We start from the raw sequence: 15,829 nt of genomic DNA, 5'->3' as shown, positions 1-15,829 counted from the left end.
GCGCTTTTTTGGCCGAAACCTGTCGGAGAGGGGTCATGGCGGCAAGCGGGCGGATGGCGAATGCGGGGGAACGGCGGTGACTGCGGGGCCCGATCTTCTGGCCGGGCGGCGGGTGCTGTTCGTCATGGCCGTGGATGCCGAATACGGCCCGCAGCTGCGGGCGCGGATCTCGCCGCTGATGACCGGCGTCGGCCCGGTCGAGGCGGCGGTCGCGCTGACCGCGGCGCTCTCGGGCCTGGAGGCGCGGGGCGCGTTGCCGGATCTGGTGGTCTCGCTGGGCTCTGCCGGTTCGCGCCGGCTTGCGCAGCTGGGCGTCTACCAGGTCGCCTCGCTGGAATATCGCGACATGGATGCCTCGGCCCTGGGTTTCGCCAGGGGCGAGACGCCGCTTTCGGGCCTGCCGGTGCGCGTGGATTTGCCCTTGCAGATCCCCGGCCTCGCCTCGGCCAGCCTGGCGACCGGGGCCAGCATCGTCAGCGGTGCCGCCTATGACGCCATTGCCGCCGATATGGTCGATATGGAAAGCTTTGCGGTGCTGCGCGCCTGCCAGCGTTACGGCCTGCCGATGATCGGGTTGCGCGGCATTTCGGACGGGGCCGAGGAACTGGCGCAGCTCTCGGACTGGACACGCTATCTGCACCTGGTCGACGAGCGGCTGGCCGAAGCCGTGGACCGGCTGGCCGAGGCGCTGGAGCGGGGCGAACTGGCGCTGTAAGGCGCGCAGGCAGCCGTCGCATCGCGCCCCCGACATCCTCGCCGCGTCGCGGGGGCAATCATGGCGGGCGTCATCGGGGCAGGCCGGCTTGGGCCAAGATGCGCCGGCCGCCGCCCTGCAGGATGTCGCCATCGCCCGGCACCGGCGCGGCGATAGGGGCTATGGCATCGTCGCCGGCGATCCCGATCCCCGCCGGGCTGCGCATCATCGACCCGTCGACCGAAAGCGTGAAGGGTCTGAACAGCCTTCGCTGCCCCTGCCGGCGGGCAAGGCGCCTAGTCGCCGCCGATCAGCACCTGCCCCTCGGGCCAGCGCATCGTGGTGGTCAGGGTGATGTTGCGCTCCTCCCCCGCGCCGATCCGGCCGTTCCAGACCAGGAGCCCGCGCTTGCCGTCCGGGTCGGTTTCGTCGGGGTTGGGATCGGCGGACCAGTCGATGCGCAGGTTTTCCTGGGTCGAGACCGGCACGCGGTCGATCACCCGCAGCGGCCATTCTTCGCCCGTCAGGTTGCGCACCATCAGGATCGCGGTTTCCCGCCGCTCCGAGGATTTCGAGATCAGCCCGCGATTACCCTCGATCTCGTCGGGGACGCGGCGTTCCAGCTGGATGCCGGTCAGCGGGCCGAAACCCAGCTTCATGTCGTCCCCGGCGGCGGTCAGGTCCAGCGCGCCGCGCCCGACCATGGCGCCATCGGCATAGAAGCTCGCGTCGCCCGGCAGGATCACCGCCCCGGTGGAGTTCACCGTATCCGCCACCAGATAGGCGGTGTCGTCGCGTCGCGGCACCGCCTCGGCGACGATCTCGGGCGCCAGTTCGTGCCGATCCAGCGGCAGGCGCAGCGCATCGGCGCCGGTACGCATATCCACCGGCGTCGGATAGTCATAGACCACGGTTTCGCCCACCAGGCCGGTCAGGGCCGCGCCGGCCACGGGTGCCGGCGCGGCGGCGACGTGTTCCATCGAATCCATGGCGGCTTCGGCCATAGGCGCGGCTGAGCGGCTGTAAAGCTTGGCCTCGGGGTCGCCGATGCGCGGGAAATCCGGCTGCAACTCGCTGGGCGCCGACTGGTCCATCGGCCGGGCGGTGGACAGGACCAGATGCACGCCGCGCCAGTCCTCGCCGGTATCCTGCCGCACCAGCAAGCCGCGATCCAGCCGCAGCCTGCCCTCCTTGCGCTGCAGGGTGAGGTCGTAGACCGGCCTCCAGCTCGCCGCGCCGGTCAGGCTGGTGATGCGGATGCGGGCCGGCTGGCCCTGCCCCTGCACGGCGATCACCAGCGCGCCGCGATCCGCGTCCGGGCCGCGCAGCGCCGCGAGCCGGGCCTCGGCGCGGGCCAGGTCCTCGGCCAGTTCCTCGCGTCCCGCATCGGCGGCCTCGGCCTCGAGCCTGGCGCGGATGGCGGTCCGGCGCGCTTGCAGCAACTGCTCGCCCACCATGCGGGTCAGGGCGGCGATGTCGGTGGTGCTGGCGGCGTCGGATTCGGCCAGCTTCATCAGGAACGCGATGCTGTCCTCGGCCGCCTCGGCCCGTGCCTTGATCTCGGCCACGCCGGCATCGCGTTCGGCCAGCGCGGCCTTCAGGCGGCGGACCTCGTCCTCGGCGGCGCGCAGTTCGGGGGATTTCGCCGGGGTTTCCGGCAGGGCGCGTTCCTGCTGGAAGCCGGTTGCGCCGATCACCGCGCCCTCGGCCGAAATGCGCAGGCTGGCGGGGTCGAGACCCGCGGGCATGCCGGGGATCACCAGCTCATGCGCGCCGGCGGGCAGGTCCAGGTCGGCCTCGCGGGTGACGCCGGCGCCCCAGGGATAGACGGTGACCTCGGTGACGCGGGCCGTTGTCTCGATCCGGTCGGCCAGGGCGGGGCCGGCCAGCAGGATGGCGGTGGAAATCAGCAGATGGCGCATCGGACCCCCCTTGGCATGACCCGGCCAAGCTCTGCGAGGGGGCGCCGAAATGCAAGAGGGCGCCCCCGCGAAACCCGCGGGGGCGCCCTTGCATATTCCCTATCGGATCAACCCTTCTTCAGGCAGCGATTGCCCAGCAGCTCGGCGATTTGCACCGCGTTCAGCGCCGCGCCCTTGCGCAGGTTGTCGCTGACGATCCACATGTTCAGGCCGTTTTCCACCGTCACGTCCTGGCGGATGCGGCTGACGAAGGTGGCGAAATCGCCCACGCATTCCACCGGGGTCGAGTAGCCGCCCGGCTCGCGCTTGTCGATGACCAGCACGCCCGGCGCCTCGCGCAGGATGTCGCGGGCCTCGTCTTCGTCCAGGAAATCCTCGAACTCGATATTCACCGATTCCGAATGGCCGACGAAGACCGGCACGCGCACGCAGGTCGCCGTGACCTTGATCGCCGGATCAACGATCTTCTTGGTCTCGACCACCATCTTCCATTCTTCCTTGGTGTCGCCACTGTCCATGAACACGTCGATCTGCGGGATCACGTTGAAGGCGATCTGCTTCTGGAACTTCTTCGGCTCGACCTCCTGACCCGGGACATAGACGCCCTTGGTCTGGTTCCACAGCTCATCCATGCCCTCTTTGCCGGCGCCCGAGACCGACTGGTAGGTCGAGACGACGACGCGCTTGATCCGCGCCCGGTCATGCAGCGGCTTCAGCGCCACCACCATCTGCGCGGTCGAGCAGTTGGGATTGGCGATGATCATCTTGTTGCGGTAATCCTCGACCGCGTCGGGGTTCACTTCCGGCACGACCAGCGGGATCTCGGGGTCATAGCGGTAAAGCGACGAGTTGTCGATCACCACGCAGCCCTGCGAGGCGGCGATCGGCGCATAGGTCTTGGTCGCGTCCGAGCCGATGGCAAACAGCGCGATGTCGTAGCCGGTGAAGTCGAACCCCTCGATGTCCTTGCATTTCAGGGTCTTGTCGCCATAGCTGACCTCGGTGCCAATGCTCCGGCGCGAAGCCAGAGCGACAACCTCATCAGCAGGAAACTGGCGCTCGGCCAGGATGTTCAGCATTTCACGGCCCACGTTCCCCGTGGCGCCGGCGACAACGACCTTGTAGCCCATTGGGGTCTCCTTCAACAAAGGACGCCGCGATATAGGGGGTATCGCGGAAAAGGGAAAGCGAGATTTCGTCAAAACGCCTGCTGATCTGGCAGAATTTCGGCTTAATGCCGGAATATCCGGCGATCTGCCAGCATGATTTCCCGCACCCATGCGGATTCCCCTTGGAAATCATGGGGAACCTGCTCGGCGGTCCGCCGGCCGGAAAGCGAGAGCGAGGCGAAGAAATCGAAGCCGTAAAGGTCGAGCCGTGCCATTTTCGACCGCGCGATCAGGTCGATCATCATGGCGCCGGTGGTGGGCGGGGCGCCCAGCCGGGCCATCAGCGCCCGGTAATCCGCCAGCGGGTGCAGGTAGAAGCCGGGGCTGGTCACGGTCCGCCAGTCCAGCCGCTTGCGCTTGGGCGACATCCACAGGATGCGATCCGGCGCGATGCGGGCACGGTCGGCATCCGAAAGCCGCACGGCCAGCGCCAGCCAGTCGGTGCGGCTGCCGTGGCTTTCGGCCGAGGGCATCGGCGCGCGGTTGATGCGGATCACCAGGTCGGCCGCGTCGATCCGCGCGCCGTGATCGGTCTCGGCCAGCGCGCGGGCATTGCCGACCAGCGCGACGCGCATGCCGGCCAGATCGTCCAGAACCGCGGATTGCGGCGCCGAGAGGCGTTGCAGCGCGGATTCGTCCCGCAGGGTGCGGGCGACCAGGAAGCCCAGCCGATTCACGAAAGCAGCCTGCGATAGACCTCGGTGATGGCGCGGGCCTCGGTCTCGATGGCGTGGTTGGCCTCGACATGGGCGCGGGCCGCCTGCCCCGCCGCCTGCCGCGCGGCATCGTCGTCCAGCCAGCGCGCCAGCGCCGCGGCCAGTGCCTCGGCATCCTCGCGCGGGACCAGGCTGCCGGTCTCGCCGTCGCGGATCAGCGTCTCGTAGGCGCCGACACGGGCGGCGACGGTCGGCACGCCGCAGGCCGCGGCCTCCAGCGGGGTCAGGCCGAACCCTTCCCAGCGGGCCGGGGCCGCGAAAAGGTCGATGGCCTGATAGTTGCGCACCACCTGCTCCCAGGGCACTTCGCCAAGGAAGCGGATGCGGTCGGACAGGCCGGCGGCCTCGATCCGGGCCTTCAGGGCGTCGGCGAATGCCTGGTTGTCGGCGGTGATGCGGCCCGACAGGATCAGCCGGGCCCGCGGGCGCGAGGGAAACAGCCGCAGCGCCGCCTCGACCAGCAGGTCGATGCCTTTTTGCGCCCGGATGCGGCCGAAGCAGCCGATGACGATGTCGTCCGGGGCAAAGCCCAGTTCTGCCCGCAGCGCCGCGCGGTCGGATGCGGGGTGAAAGACCGACAGGTCCACGCCATGCAGGATCACGGTAGCGGGACGTTCCAGATAGCTGGCGGCCTGGGGCGAGGTCGCGATCAGCGCGTCCTGGCGACGGATCAGCCAGCGGGTAAAGCCGGTATGCCGCCGCTGCGCGGCCGAGGTGAAGAGCAGCCGATAGCGCCGCTGCAGCACATGCCGCAGGATCAGCCCCAGCGCCATCTCGGTATTGCGCCGGGCGTGCCAGACCCGCCAGCGGTCGCGCGGCAGGCTGGCGGCGCGGGCCAGCGAAATATGCGGCAGGCCGGGCGGCAGGCCGGGGCCGGTGGCGACGATGCCGATCATCCTGGCCTGCACCGGGATCAGCCGCACCACGGTCGCCGTCACGCCCGACAGGCGGCGTTTCAGGTTCGGGGCGACCACGTCGATCCGGTCGGGGGGTATCTCAGGCATCGGGCGTCTCGGGTGTCAGGAAATACAAAAGGAACCCCACCGTAAGCGGAATCAGGAAGAACAGGAACAGGGTCGAATAGGCCTCGGCCGGGCTGCCATGGGCACTGGCCCAACGATAGACCGGGCGCGAGGCGAATTGCAGCACCCCTGCCCCGCCGATCGAGAACAGGTTGAGGAAGGTGACGCCCCGCCCCACCAGATGCGGCGGCAGGAAGGCCCGGCCATGCGCCATCAGCACGGTATAGGTCGCGCCCGAGAGCCCGACCAGCGCCAGCAGCGCCACCGACAGCCCGATACCCTCGGCGGGAAACAGCCACAGCCCGGTCATCACCGCGACGCCCGCGCCATTGGCGATCAGCGCCAGCCGCCGGATCGAGCCGGCCAGCCGCGTCGCCGGCCCGACCAGGAAGCTGCCCACCACCATGGCCACCCCCATGGCCAGCGTCGCCCAGCCGATCAGCTGGTCCGAGGCGCCATGCACCTCGGCCATGTAGGGCCCGGCCCACAGCCCGCGGATCGCGGCCGAGGCGGCATAGTTCACGGAAAACAGCGGCAGGATGAACCACAGCGGCCGCAGCCGCAGGATCTCGGCCAGCGATCCGCGCGGCGCCGTGGCGGCCAGCCGCTCGGGGTCGCGGGTAAAGGCCAGGATCGCCAGCGCCACCGCCAGCGTGACCCCGGCCAGCGCCCAGAGCGTCTCGCGCCAGCCGAAGGCCTCGGTCGCCCAGACCAGCGGCGCGGCGCCCAGGATGTTGCCCATCGAGCCGAAACCGACCACCGCGCCCGCCAGGGTGCCGAACAGCGCCGCGGGATAGTTGCGGGCAAAGATGTAATAGCTGCCCATCAGCGCCGGCGCGCAGCCGACCCCCATCAGCGCCAGCGCGACATGCAGATGCCAGGGCGCCTGCGCCAGGGCAAAGACCGCCGCCCCGCCCGCGCCTCCCAGCGCCAGCAGCACGGCCACCGTGCGGCGCGGCCCGGCACGGTCCAGCGCCCCCCCGATGGGGATCTGCATCAGCGCGAAGGTCAGAAACCACATCCCCGAGGAGATCGCCAGATCCTCGGGCCCCGCCCCCAGCTCGGCTTGCAGCACCGGTGACAGCACCGCCAGGAAGGCGCGATAGAACTGGCTGAGCGTATAGGCCAGGATCAGGCTGATGATCCCCGCCGACAGCAATGCGCGCATGAACCGTCCCCCTCCGCTGCACCGGGCCGAGATTTGTCGATTGCCCGGCCGGAGGCAATGGCCCCCGCGGGCCGGATCAGGCGGTTTTCGCGGCGCTTTCCAACCGGGCCGGCGCCTCGCGCACCGGCAGGTGGATCAGCGCACTGAAGGCGCCGACGCCGACGCCGACCCACCACACCATCGTGTAGTCGCCATAGATGTCATAGAGCTTGCCGCCCAGCCACACGCCCAGGAACGAGCCGATCTGGTGGCTCAGGAACACGAAGCCGTAAAGCGTGCCCATGTAGCGCAGCCCGTAGATATAGGCGACGAGGCCGGAGGTCAGCGGCACCGTGGCCAGCCACAGCCCGCCCATCACCAGCGAGAAGATGATGACGCTGGCCGGCGTGATCGGCAGCAGGATGAAGGCGGCGGCGGCGATGGTGCGCAGCGTATAGATCCCGGCCAGCAGGTATTTCTTGGTATAGCGCTTGCCCAGCCAGCCGGCAAAGATCGAGCCGGCGATATTGGCCAGCCCGATCAGCGAGATGGCGGCCGCGCCCAGCGTCGAGGTGGTGGTGATGCCGATGCTGGCCAGCGTGCCCATCGGGCTGATCGGCCCGCACATCTCGGTCACCATGGCGGGGAAATGCGCGGTGATGAAGGCCAGTTGGTAGCCGCAGGAAAAGAAGCCGGCAAAGATCATCAGATAGGACGGGTCGGTGAAAGCGCGCTTGAGCACCGAGCCCATGCTCTCCTCCAGCTCGCTGCGGCTGGCGGGCTTGCCGCCGCCCAGCATGGGCAGGAAGAACAGGCAGGCCAGCACGATCACGCCGAAGATGACGAACACGCTCTGCCACGGGTAATGCATCAGCAGCACCTCGGCCAGGGGCGCGCCGAAGACCTGCCCGGCCGAGCCGGCGGCGGTGCCGATCCCCAGCGCCAGGCTGCGGTTCTCGTCGCTGGCGGCGCGGCCGATCACCGCCAGGATGACGCCGAAGCCGGTGCCGGCGATGCCGAAGCCGACCATGACCTCCAGAAGCTGCATGGCCAGCGGGTCGGTGGCATAGGCCGTCAGGATCAGCCCGGCGGAATAGAGCAAGGCGCCGATGATGACCGACCAGCGGTCGCCCCAGCGTTCGGCCAGGGCGCCGAAGATCGGCTGGCCGATGCCCCAGGCCAGGTTCTGGATGGCGATGGCCATGCTGAACTCGGCCCGCGGCCAGTCGAATTCCTGCGCGATCGGGATCTGGAAGACGCCGAAGCTGGCCCGCAGGGCAAAGTTGATCAGCAGGATGATCGAGCCGCCGATCAGCACCGGCGTGAACAGCGGCGCGCGCATTGCCTTGGTCATGTTGCCCTCCCTCTCGCGGCCCGCAATTCCTGCGCCCGGCCGGCGGCGGCGTCAATGGCGTCGATTGCCTGAATCGGGCGGCGGCGCTAGCCTTGGGTTTCAACGCCATGCGGGGAACTGGATGTATCAGGTGATCGGAACCGGCAAGAGCCGCGCCCTGCGCGTGCTCTGGATGCTCGAGGAACTCGGCCAGCCCTATGAACATGTCGCCGTCAACCCGCATAGCGAGGGCGTCCGGCCCTTCAACCCCGCGGGCAAGGTGCCGGTCCTGGTGGTGGACGGCGTGCCCATCACCGATTCCACCGCCATCCTGACCTATCTGGCCGACAAGCACGGCGCGCTGACCCATCCGGCCGGCACGCTGGACCGGGCGCGCCAGGACAGCCTGACCCAATTCGTGCTGGACGAATTCGACGCGGCGCTGTGGCTGGCGGCACGCCACAGCTTCGTGCTGCCCGAGGAGATGCGGCTGGCGGCGATCAAGAACACGCTGCGCTGGGAATTCGAGCGCAGCCAGCGCACCCTGGTGCATCGCATCGCCGAGGGCGGCTTCCTGATGGGCGACCGCATGACGGTGCCCGACATCATCCTGGCGCATTGCCTGACCTGGGCGCTGACGGCGCGCTTCCCGATCACCGAGCACCGGCTGACCGACTATCTCGAGATGATGCGCGCCCGCCCCGCCTATCTGCGCGCCGCGGCCAGATAGGCGGCGGCCCCCCGCCCGGCCAGCCGCCCGGTGGCCAGGCAGCCGGTCAGCAGGTAGCCGCCGGTCGGCGCCTCCCAGTCCAGCATCTCGCCGGCGGCAAAGACGCCGGGCAGCGCCTTCAGCTCCAGCGTATCGGCCAGGCCTTCGGCGGCGATCCCCCCGGCCGAGGAAATCGCCCGCTCGATGCCCATCGCGCCCTGGTGCTGCAGGTGCAGCGCCTTGGCGCGCGCGGCCAGCCGCTCGGGCTCGGCGGGCAGCGGCCGGCCCCATTCCATCAGCAGCGCCGCGCGGACCGGATCGCCCAGCACCCGCCGCAGCCGGTTGCCGACCGACAGCTTCGCCGGGGCCCTGGCAAAGCGCCGCGCCAGTTCCTCGGCGTCCAGGTCCGGCGCCAGGTCGACGAAAGCCTCGGCCCCGTCGCGTATCGCGGCCGAAACCTCGTAGATGCCGCCGCCCTCGACGCCTTCGGCGGTGACGACCCATTCGCCCCGGCTGACGCGGCCGGCGACATGCAGCGCGACGCCCTTGACCGCCTGGCCGAAATGCCGCGCCATCTGCGCCGACCAGGCGATGCGGAAGCCCATGTTCGCCGGCCGGAACGGCACCACCGCCACCCCGCGCCCGGCCAGCCAGGGCACCCAGGCCGCGTCCGAACCCAGCCGCGGCCAGCTCGCCCCACCCAGCGCCAGCACGGCCGCGCGAGGCGCCAGCACTTCGACCCCGCCCGGCATCTCGAAGCGCCAGCCTTCGCCCTGGAAACCCGTCCAGCGCCAGCGCGTCCGCAGCTCGATCCCCATCGCCGCAAGCCGCGCCAGCCAGGCCCGCAGCAGCGGCGAGGCCTTCATGCCGACCGGAAACACCCGCCCGGTCGAGCCGGTGAACAGCTCCACCCCCAGCCCGCGCGCCCAGGCCATCACCGCCTCGGGCCCGATTTCTTCGTTCTGCAAATACCCCGGGGGAGTCCGCAGGACGGGGGCAGAGCCCCCATAATGCGCGGCAAACTGCGTGAAGGGTTCGTCTTTGGTCAGGTTCAGCCCGGATTTCCCGGCCATAAGGAACTTGCGTGCCGGGGTCGGCATGGCCTCGGCCACCACCACCCGCGCGCCCTGCCCGGCCAGCACCTCGGCCGCCATCAGCCCGGCCGGCCCGGCGCCGATCACCAGGGCCTCGACCCTTTCGCTCACCGCCCGCCCCGCGGCATCATGCACAGCCGCAAGAGCATCCGCTCCATCAGCGCCATGGCCGGCGCGCGCGAGGAGGAGCGCAGCACCAGGTCGGTGTCGATCAGTTGGTGGATCGCATCCTCCAGCGCCCGCATGCCCCAGTCCTGCGCCTGCCGGATCATGCGGTCGCGGCGCGGGCCGAAGACCGGCGGCCGCAACCGCGAGAAACCCGCCCCGGGCCCGCCGGGGTCCGAGGCGCCGGCATGCAGCGCCCGGAAATGCCGCAGCGCCGCGATGCACAGCGTCACCGGGGCGATGCCCTGCCCCTCGATCCGCCGCATCAGCGCGCCGAATTCGCGCGCCCGGCCCTCGGCGACGCAGTCGATCAACTCATCGACCTCGGCCTCGATGGTGGCCGGCGCCAGCGCGGCGATCTCGGCGGGCGTCAGCGGTTCGGGGTCGCCATGCTTGTAAAGCCCGATCTTTTCCACCGTCTGCCGGAAATCGCCGGGATCCAGCGCGCGCGCCAGCGCCATCAGGTCGCGCATGGCGTCACGCGGCACCTCGCGCAGCCCGGCCTCATGCAGCCAGCGCCCGACCTCGTCCTCGCCCGGCGGGTCGTCATAGATCGGCGCGGTCACGGCGGCGGGATGCGGTTCGAAAAGCTTGCGCAGCGCCGAGGACTTGCCCAGGCTCCCCGCCGCGACCACGATCACCGCGTCGCCGGCCTTCCATTCCGCGATGGCCGCGGCGACGGCGGGTGTCGCCGCATCCGGCGCGTCATCGACCAGCACCACGCGCTGGCCGGGAAAGAACCCCACCGCCTTCACGGCATCCAGCAGCGCCGCCGGGTCCTTGCGCAGATCGGCGCCGGGGATGCGGGTCAGGCGCATCTCCTCCTCGGCGCCGGGGCCGACCAGCGCCTTGACCGCCTCGGCCCGCTTCAACGCCACCCGCATCGCGTCCTGGCCATGGATCAGCAGCGCCGGGCGCGTCGGATCGGGCCGCGCCAGATAGCGTCCGATCTCGGCGCCCTTCAGGATCATGGCACCGCGTCGGGCTGGACGGCCAAGAGCCGCGTCACCACCTGGTCGGCCAGCATCCGCGCCAGCCGCTCATGCGCGTCCTGCTCGGCGGCCATGGTGGCGATGGTGGTGCCGGTGGTCGAGTATGAGGTGAAGCTGCTGACCTGCCCGCGCGTGACCTCGCGGCCGGTGCCGGCCTCGGTCAGGGTGAAATCGGCAGTGCCGTTCAACGCATAGCGCGTCGTCACCTCGTCGGGGGTGATCGCCTGCGGCACCACCGCGATGCGCAGCCGGTAGTCGAGCAGGAAGCGCCCCCCGGCCTCGGAACCCAGCCGCTCGGCGATGCGGCCGGCAAAGCTGAAATCGTCGGGCGTACGCGGATCGGCGGCGCGGACCTGGCCGAAGAGCTTGCCGCCGGTGCCGCCCGGCCCGTAGACCGGGGAAAAGCCGCAGGCGGCCAGCGCCAGCGCGGCCAGGATCACGCTGCGCCTAGACCACGACATTGACGATCCGCCCCGGCACCACGATCAGCTTCTTGGGCGCCGCGCCTTCCATGAAACGCCGCACGGTCTCGTCGGCCAGCACGATGGCCTCGATCTGGTCCTTGGGCATGTCCTTGGGCACCTCGATCTCGGCCCGGCGCTTGCCGTTGATCTGGATCGGCAGCACCACGCTGTCGGAAACCAGCAGCGCCGGGTCCGCCTTGGGCCAGGCGGCATCGACCACCATGCCCTGCCCGCCGGCCTTCGCCCAGACCTCCTCGGCAAGATGCGGCACCATCGGCGCCATCAGCTGCGCCATGATGCGCAGCGCCTCGCGCCGGCTTTCGCCGCCAGCCTTCGATTTGCCGATGGCATTGGCCAGCTCATAGATCTTGGCCACCGCCTTGTTGAAGGCGAAGCCCTCGATGGATTTCGTCACCTCGTCGATGGCGCGATGCGCGGCGCGGGCCAGCTCGGGATCGGCCCCGCCCTCGGGGATCTCGTCGGCCAGCCGCCAGACGCGCGACAGGAAGCGGTTCGCGGCCTCGGCCCCGGCGGCGGTCCATTCCACGTCCCGCTCGGGCGGGCTGTCGGACAGCATGAACCAGCGCGCGGTATCGGCGCCGAAGCTTTCGACGATGTTCACCGGATCGACGACATTCTTCTTGGATTTCGACATCTTGGCCGAGGGGATCACCTCGACCTCGGTGCCGTCGGCCAGTTTGCCGTCGGTGACATCCTCGGGCAGGTGATAGACCGGGCGGCCGCGCTCGTCGCGGGTCATGTAGATCTCATGCGTGACCATGCCCTGGGTGAAGAGCGCGTCGAACGGCTCCTTGGCACTTTCGGACAGGTGGCCGGTCTTGACCATGGCGCGGGCGAAGAAGCGCGAATAGAGCAGGTGCAGGATCGCATGCTCGATGCCGCCGATATACTGGTCCACGTTCATCCAGTAGTCGGTCTCGGCGCGCTCGGTCGGCGTCGTCGCGTGCGGCGCGGTGAAGCGGGCGTAATACCAGGACGAATCGACGAAGGTGTCCATGGTGTCCGTCTCGCGCCGGGCCGGGCCGCCGCATTGCGGGCAGGCGGCGTCGCGCCAGGTCGGGTGCCGGTCCAGCGGGTTGCCGGGCACGTCGAATGTCACATCCTGCGGCAGCAGCACCGGCAGGTTCGCCTTGGCCTCGGGCACGGTGCCGCATGTCTCGCAATGCACCACCGGGATCGGGCAGCCCCAATACCGTTGGCGCGAGATGCCCCAGTCGCGCAGGCGGAACTTGGTCACGCCCTCGCCATAGCCGTTGGCCTCGGCGTGCAGGATGGCGGCATCCACCGCCGCCTCGCCGGTCTGGTCGGTCTCGCCGGCGAAGCCGCGCACATAGGTCACGGTTTCGGATTTCAGCGGCACATAGGGCGCTTTCGCCACCAGCGCGTCGGCCTGTTCCAGCGTCATGCCCTTTTCGCCGAAGGTGGCGCGGATCGGCAGGCCATATTTGCTGGCAAACTCGTGGTCGCGCTCGTCATGCGCCGGAGAGCCGAAGATCGCGCCGGTGCCGTAATCCATCAGCACGAAATTCGCGATCCAGATCGGCAATTGCCAATCCGGGTCCAGCGGGTGGCGCACGGTCAGCCCGGTGTCGAGGCCCATCTTGGGCGCGGTCTCGATCGCTTCCTCGGTGGTGCCGATCTTGCGGCATTCCTCGACGAAAGCCGCGACCTTGGGGTCCGACGCGGCCAGCGCCTTGACCAGCGGGTGATCCGGCGACAGCGCCACGAAGCTGGCGCCCAGCAGCGTGTCGGGCCGGGTGGTATAAACCTCGATCTGCGGGAAATCGGGCCGGTCGACGGTGTCGAAGCGGAACTGCAGCCCGCGCGACTTGCCGATCCAGTTGGCCTGCATCAGCCGCACCTTTTCCGGCCAGCCCTCCAGCCGGTCCAGCGCCGACAAAAGCTCGTCCGAATAGTCCGAGATCCTGAAGAACCACTGCGTCAGTTCCTTGCGCTCGACCACAGCGCCGGATCGCCAGCCCTTGCCGTCGATCACCTGCTCGTTGGCCAGCACCGTCATGTCGACCGGATCCCAGTTCACCTGCGCCGACTTGCGGGTGATCAGCCCGGCTTCCAGCATGTCCAGGAACAGCGCCTGCTGCTGGGCGACATAGGCGTCGTCGCAGGTGGCGAATTCGCGGCTCCAGTCGATGGACAAGCCCAAGGGCTTCAGCTGGCCGCGCATGGTGGCGATATTGCCATAGGTCCAGTCGCGCGGATGGCCGCCCTGCTCCATCGCCGCGTTCTCGGCCGGCATGCCGAAGGCGTCCCAGCCCATTGGGTGCAGCACGGAAAAGCCCTGCGCCCGCTTGAAGCGGGCCACCACGTCGCCCATCGTGTAGTTGCGCACATGGCCCATGTGGATGCGCCCCGAGGGATAGGGGAACATCTCCAGCACGTAATACTTGGGCCGCTCGTCCCGCACGGCGCGGAACGTGTCGGCCTGCTCCCACGCCTCTTGCCAGCGCGGTTCGCTGATTGCGGGATCATAGGGCATGGAAACCTCCGGGCGACAGATTGCCCGCAGGGTATTAGCCGCTTGCCCGATGCAGGTCCAGCGGGGTCGGGGGGATCAGAGGTTGCGGTCCTGCACCCGCAGCTGGCGGGCCCGCGTCAGGATCGCATCCTCGACCGCGCGCACGGTGTCGGGCGCCACGGCCGCCCCGCCCGCCCCCTGCAACGAGACCTTGAGCGCGCGCGCATCCAGCGCCGGGTCGCTGACCTTGATCGTGGCGCGATAGGACCGCCCGCCGCCCGGCGGCGTGCCGTAGCCGGTGACGATGACGCCGGTGAAGGGGTCGATGGACTGGATCGGCAGGAAGTTCAGCACGTCCAGGCTGGCGTTCCACAGGTATTTGTTCACCGCCACCGTGTCGTTCGGGTTGCGGCGGTCCGAGAACACGTCCCAGATCGTCTCGCGCCGTTCGGCGGCCTGCGGCTGGGCCTGGCGGTTCCCGCCGCCGCCCGGCAGCGAGGTGGCCGAACCGGCCGAGCCTGCCGAGCCCAAGCCCGAACCGCCCCCCGAACAGGCGGCAAGCCCGGCCGAGATCAGCAGGGCGGCGGTCAGCCGTGCGGCGCGTCTGGTCATCTGATGTCCCCCGGATCGTCCTTGCCGCGAGCCATAGCGCAATTCCGCCCCTTGCGACAAGAGAGGCCGCGCCCATGGCCCGCGATCCCCGTCGGGGTGATATGGCTCGCGCGCGCAAGGGCGCCTGCGCCGGGGGGTGCGGGCCGTTGCAACGGGGTGTGGCCCATGTGCATCACAGCAGGTCGGAATCGGGCTAAGCCGATGCGATTCCGTTGCAATGAGGGGGGGAAAGCGCGACACAACTGGCATACCCCAAACCGGCCCGCCGGGTGGGGCATACGAGAGAGACAAGAGGGAAACATCATGAAAAAGGCTCTTATCGCCTCCACCGCGCTGCTCCTGACCGCGGGCGTGGCCGCCGCCGAGGTTAGCATCTCGGGCTACGGCCGGACCGGTGTCGTGTACATCGAAGACCGTCCTGGCAACGAGACCCGCGTCGACTCGCGTCTGCGGATGAACATCGACGCCTCGACCTCGACCGATTCGGGTGTCGACTTCGGTGCCCGTTTCCGCCTCCAGTGGGATCAGGACGCCACCAATGGCCAGGGTGAAAGCGCTGCCACCAACGCGGGTAAGCTCTGGATCAGCGCCCAAGGCCTGACCGTCGAAGTGGGCAACGTCGATAACGCTTACGACAGCTCCACGCTGCTGTTCGCTCCCGAATTGGGCGTTTTTGATTTTAACGCCGGTGCGCGTAACGGCAGCTACTTCGCATACGAGTCGAACCCTTACGCTGACGTCAATCGTCAGGGCGTTGGCGTGCGGTACTCGTTCGACGCTCTGACCCTGCGCGCTTCGTACATCGATCCCGACCAGTCGGGCGTGAACGAAGTCCTGGAAGAAGAGTTCAGCATTCTGGCTCAGTACACCTGGAACGACCGTCTGGAACTGGAAGGCGCCTATACCGTCAATGGCGCAGGTGTGGACGAGAATGACATCTTCTTCGTCGGTGCCCGTTATGCCGTCATGGAGAATGCGCGTATCGGCCTGAACTATGTCGATGCCAGCAACGATTCCGCCGAAGATGATGGAAACACCATCACGCTCTACGGTGACTACACCCTGGCCGATGGCCGCACCAATCTGGAAGCCTTCATCGCCAACAACGATCATGACGCCAACGAAAGCGACAACGCTTTCGGTATCGGCGTGAACTACGATCTGGGCGGTGCCCGTCTGGGTGCGTCGATCCAGCGCGACTATGCAGAAAAGGTTCGCGCCGACATGGGCGTGCGCTTCGAGTTCTGATCCTTCGGGATACGGAAATCAGGAAGAGCGGGCCTTGCGCCCGCT

At 69.0% G+C, this 15,829-nt stretch carries 14 protein-coding genes; 3 read left to right on the top strand and 11 right to left on the bottom strand.

What is annotated here, in order from left to right; all coding sequences use genetic code 11:
• Positions 1-76 precede the first annotated feature (76 nt).
• Positions 77-715 carry a 5'-methylthioadenosine/S-adenosylhomocysteine nucleosidase gene (locus ACNKFW_RS00470; RefSeq protein WP_147427419.1) on the top strand — a complete coding sequence of 213 codons (639 nt, stop codon included), beginning with the start codon at positions 77-79 and terminating at the stop codon, positions 713-715.
• Positions 716-990: 275 nt separating this feature from the next.
• Here ACNKFW_RS00470 and ACNKFW_RS00465 read toward each other — a convergent pair whose 3' ends face one another.
• The 6 genes from ACNKFW_RS00465 to ACNKFW_RS00440 all read right to left on the bottom strand — a co-directional run bounded on the left by ACNKFW_RS00465 (position 991) and on the right by ACNKFW_RS00440 (position 8,024).
• On the bottom strand, positions 991-2,616 hold the full coding sequence (locus ACNKFW_RS00465) for a DUF4139 domain-containing protein (protein ID WP_114668990.1): 1,626 nt from the start codon (positions 2,614-2,616) through the stop codon (positions 991-993).
• A gap of 107 nt (positions 2,617-2,723) precedes the next feature.
• Positions 2,724-3,746: an aspartate-semialdehyde dehydrogenase gene (locus ACNKFW_RS00460; protein ID WP_024842767.1), complete on the bottom strand. Its 1,023-nt coding sequence runs from the start codon at positions 3,744-3,746 to the stop codon at positions 2,724-2,726.
• A gap of 101 nt (positions 3,747-3,847) precedes the next feature.
• Positions 3,848-4,462, bottom strand: coding sequence for a glycosyltransferase family 29 protein (locus ACNKFW_RS00455; RefSeq protein WP_147427418.1), 615 nt, complete (start codon positions 4,460-4,462; stop codon positions 3,848-3,850).
• Positions 4,459-5,505 (bottom strand): glycosyltransferase family 4 protein, encoded by a 1,047-nt coding sequence (locus ACNKFW_RS00450; RefSeq protein ID WP_024842765.1) that lies wholly within the window; start codon positions 5,503-5,505, stop codon positions 4,459-4,461. The genes ACNKFW_RS00455 and ACNKFW_RS00450 overlap by 4 nt, the downstream gene beginning before the upstream one ends.
• Complete coding sequence (locus tag ACNKFW_RS00445; protein ID WP_036747083.1) at positions 5,498-6,691, bottom strand: MFS transporter; 1,194 nt, start codon at positions 6,689-6,691, stop codon at positions 5,498-5,500. The genes ACNKFW_RS00450 and ACNKFW_RS00445 overlap by 8 nt, the downstream gene beginning before the upstream one ends.
• Before the next feature lie 76 nt (positions 6,692-6,767).
• On the bottom strand, positions 6,768-8,024 hold the full coding sequence (locus ACNKFW_RS00440; RefSeq protein ID WP_147427417.1) for an MFS transporter: 1,257 nt from the start codon (positions 8,022-8,024) through the stop codon (positions 6,768-6,770).
• 121 nt (positions 8,025-8,145) lie between these two features.
• Between ACNKFW_RS00440 and ACNKFW_RS00435 the strand changes: the two genes are divergently transcribed.
• Positions 8,146-8,733: a glutathione S-transferase family protein gene (locus ACNKFW_RS00435; protein WP_024842762.1), complete on the top strand. Its 588-nt coding sequence runs from the start codon at positions 8,146-8,148 to the stop codon at positions 8,731-8,733.
• Here the strand turns inward: ACNKFW_RS00435 and ACNKFW_RS00430 are convergent.
• The 5 genes from ACNKFW_RS00430 to ACNKFW_RS00410 form a co-directional block, all read right to left on the bottom strand.
• Positions 8,709-9,866, bottom strand: a complete 1,158-nt coding sequence (locus ACNKFW_RS00430) for a TIGR03862 family flavoprotein (protein WP_244314604.1) — start codon at positions 9,864-9,866, stop codon at positions 8,709-8,711. The genes ACNKFW_RS00435 and ACNKFW_RS00430 overlap by 25 nt on opposite strands.
• Positions 9,867-9,913: 47 nt before the next feature.
• Positions 9,914-10,942 carry a DNA polymerase III subunit delta gene (holA, locus tag ACNKFW_RS00425; protein ID WP_024842760.1) on the bottom strand — a complete coding sequence of 343 codons (1,029 nt, stop codon included), beginning with the start codon at positions 10,940-10,942 and terminating at the stop codon, positions 9,914-9,916.
• Entirely contained in the window at positions 10,939-11,424 is a 486-nt protein-coding gene (lptE, locus tag ACNKFW_RS00420) for an LPS assembly lipoprotein LptE (protein ID WP_024842759.1), read from the bottom strand. Before lptE ends, holA begins: the two co-directional genes overlap by 4 nt.
• Positions 11,411-13,945 (bottom strand): leucine--tRNA ligase, encoded by a 2,535-nt coding sequence (gene leuS, locus ACNKFW_RS00415; RefSeq protein WP_074990279.1) that lies wholly within the window; start codon positions 13,943-13,945, stop codon positions 11,411-11,413. The genes lptE and leuS overlap by 14 nt, the downstream gene beginning before the upstream one ends.
• 75 nt (positions 13,946-14,020) lie before the next feature.
• Entirely contained in the window at positions 14,021-14,536 is a 516-nt protein-coding gene (locus ACNKFW_RS00410) for a DUF3576 domain-containing protein (RefSeq protein WP_024842757.1), read from the bottom strand.
• Between the two features lie 303 nt (positions 14,537-14,839).
• On the opposite strand from ACNKFW_RS00410, the gene ACNKFW_RS00405 reads away from it, so the two are divergent.
• A complete protein-coding gene (locus tag ACNKFW_RS00405; protein WP_167521757.1) occupies positions 14,840-15,784 on the top strand; it encodes a porin in 945 nt (314 codons plus the stop codon).
• Positions 15,785-15,829: the final 45 nt, after the last annotated feature.

The organism is Paracoccus sp. TD-10 (genome assembly GCF_048270675.1).
In the GTDB taxonomy this organism is placed as follows: domain Bacteria; phylum Pseudomonadota; class Alphaproteobacteria; order Rhodobacterales; family Rhodobacteraceae; genus Paracoccus; species Paracoccus pantotrophus.
This window is presented reverse-complemented; position numbering and strand designations above follow the sequence as displayed.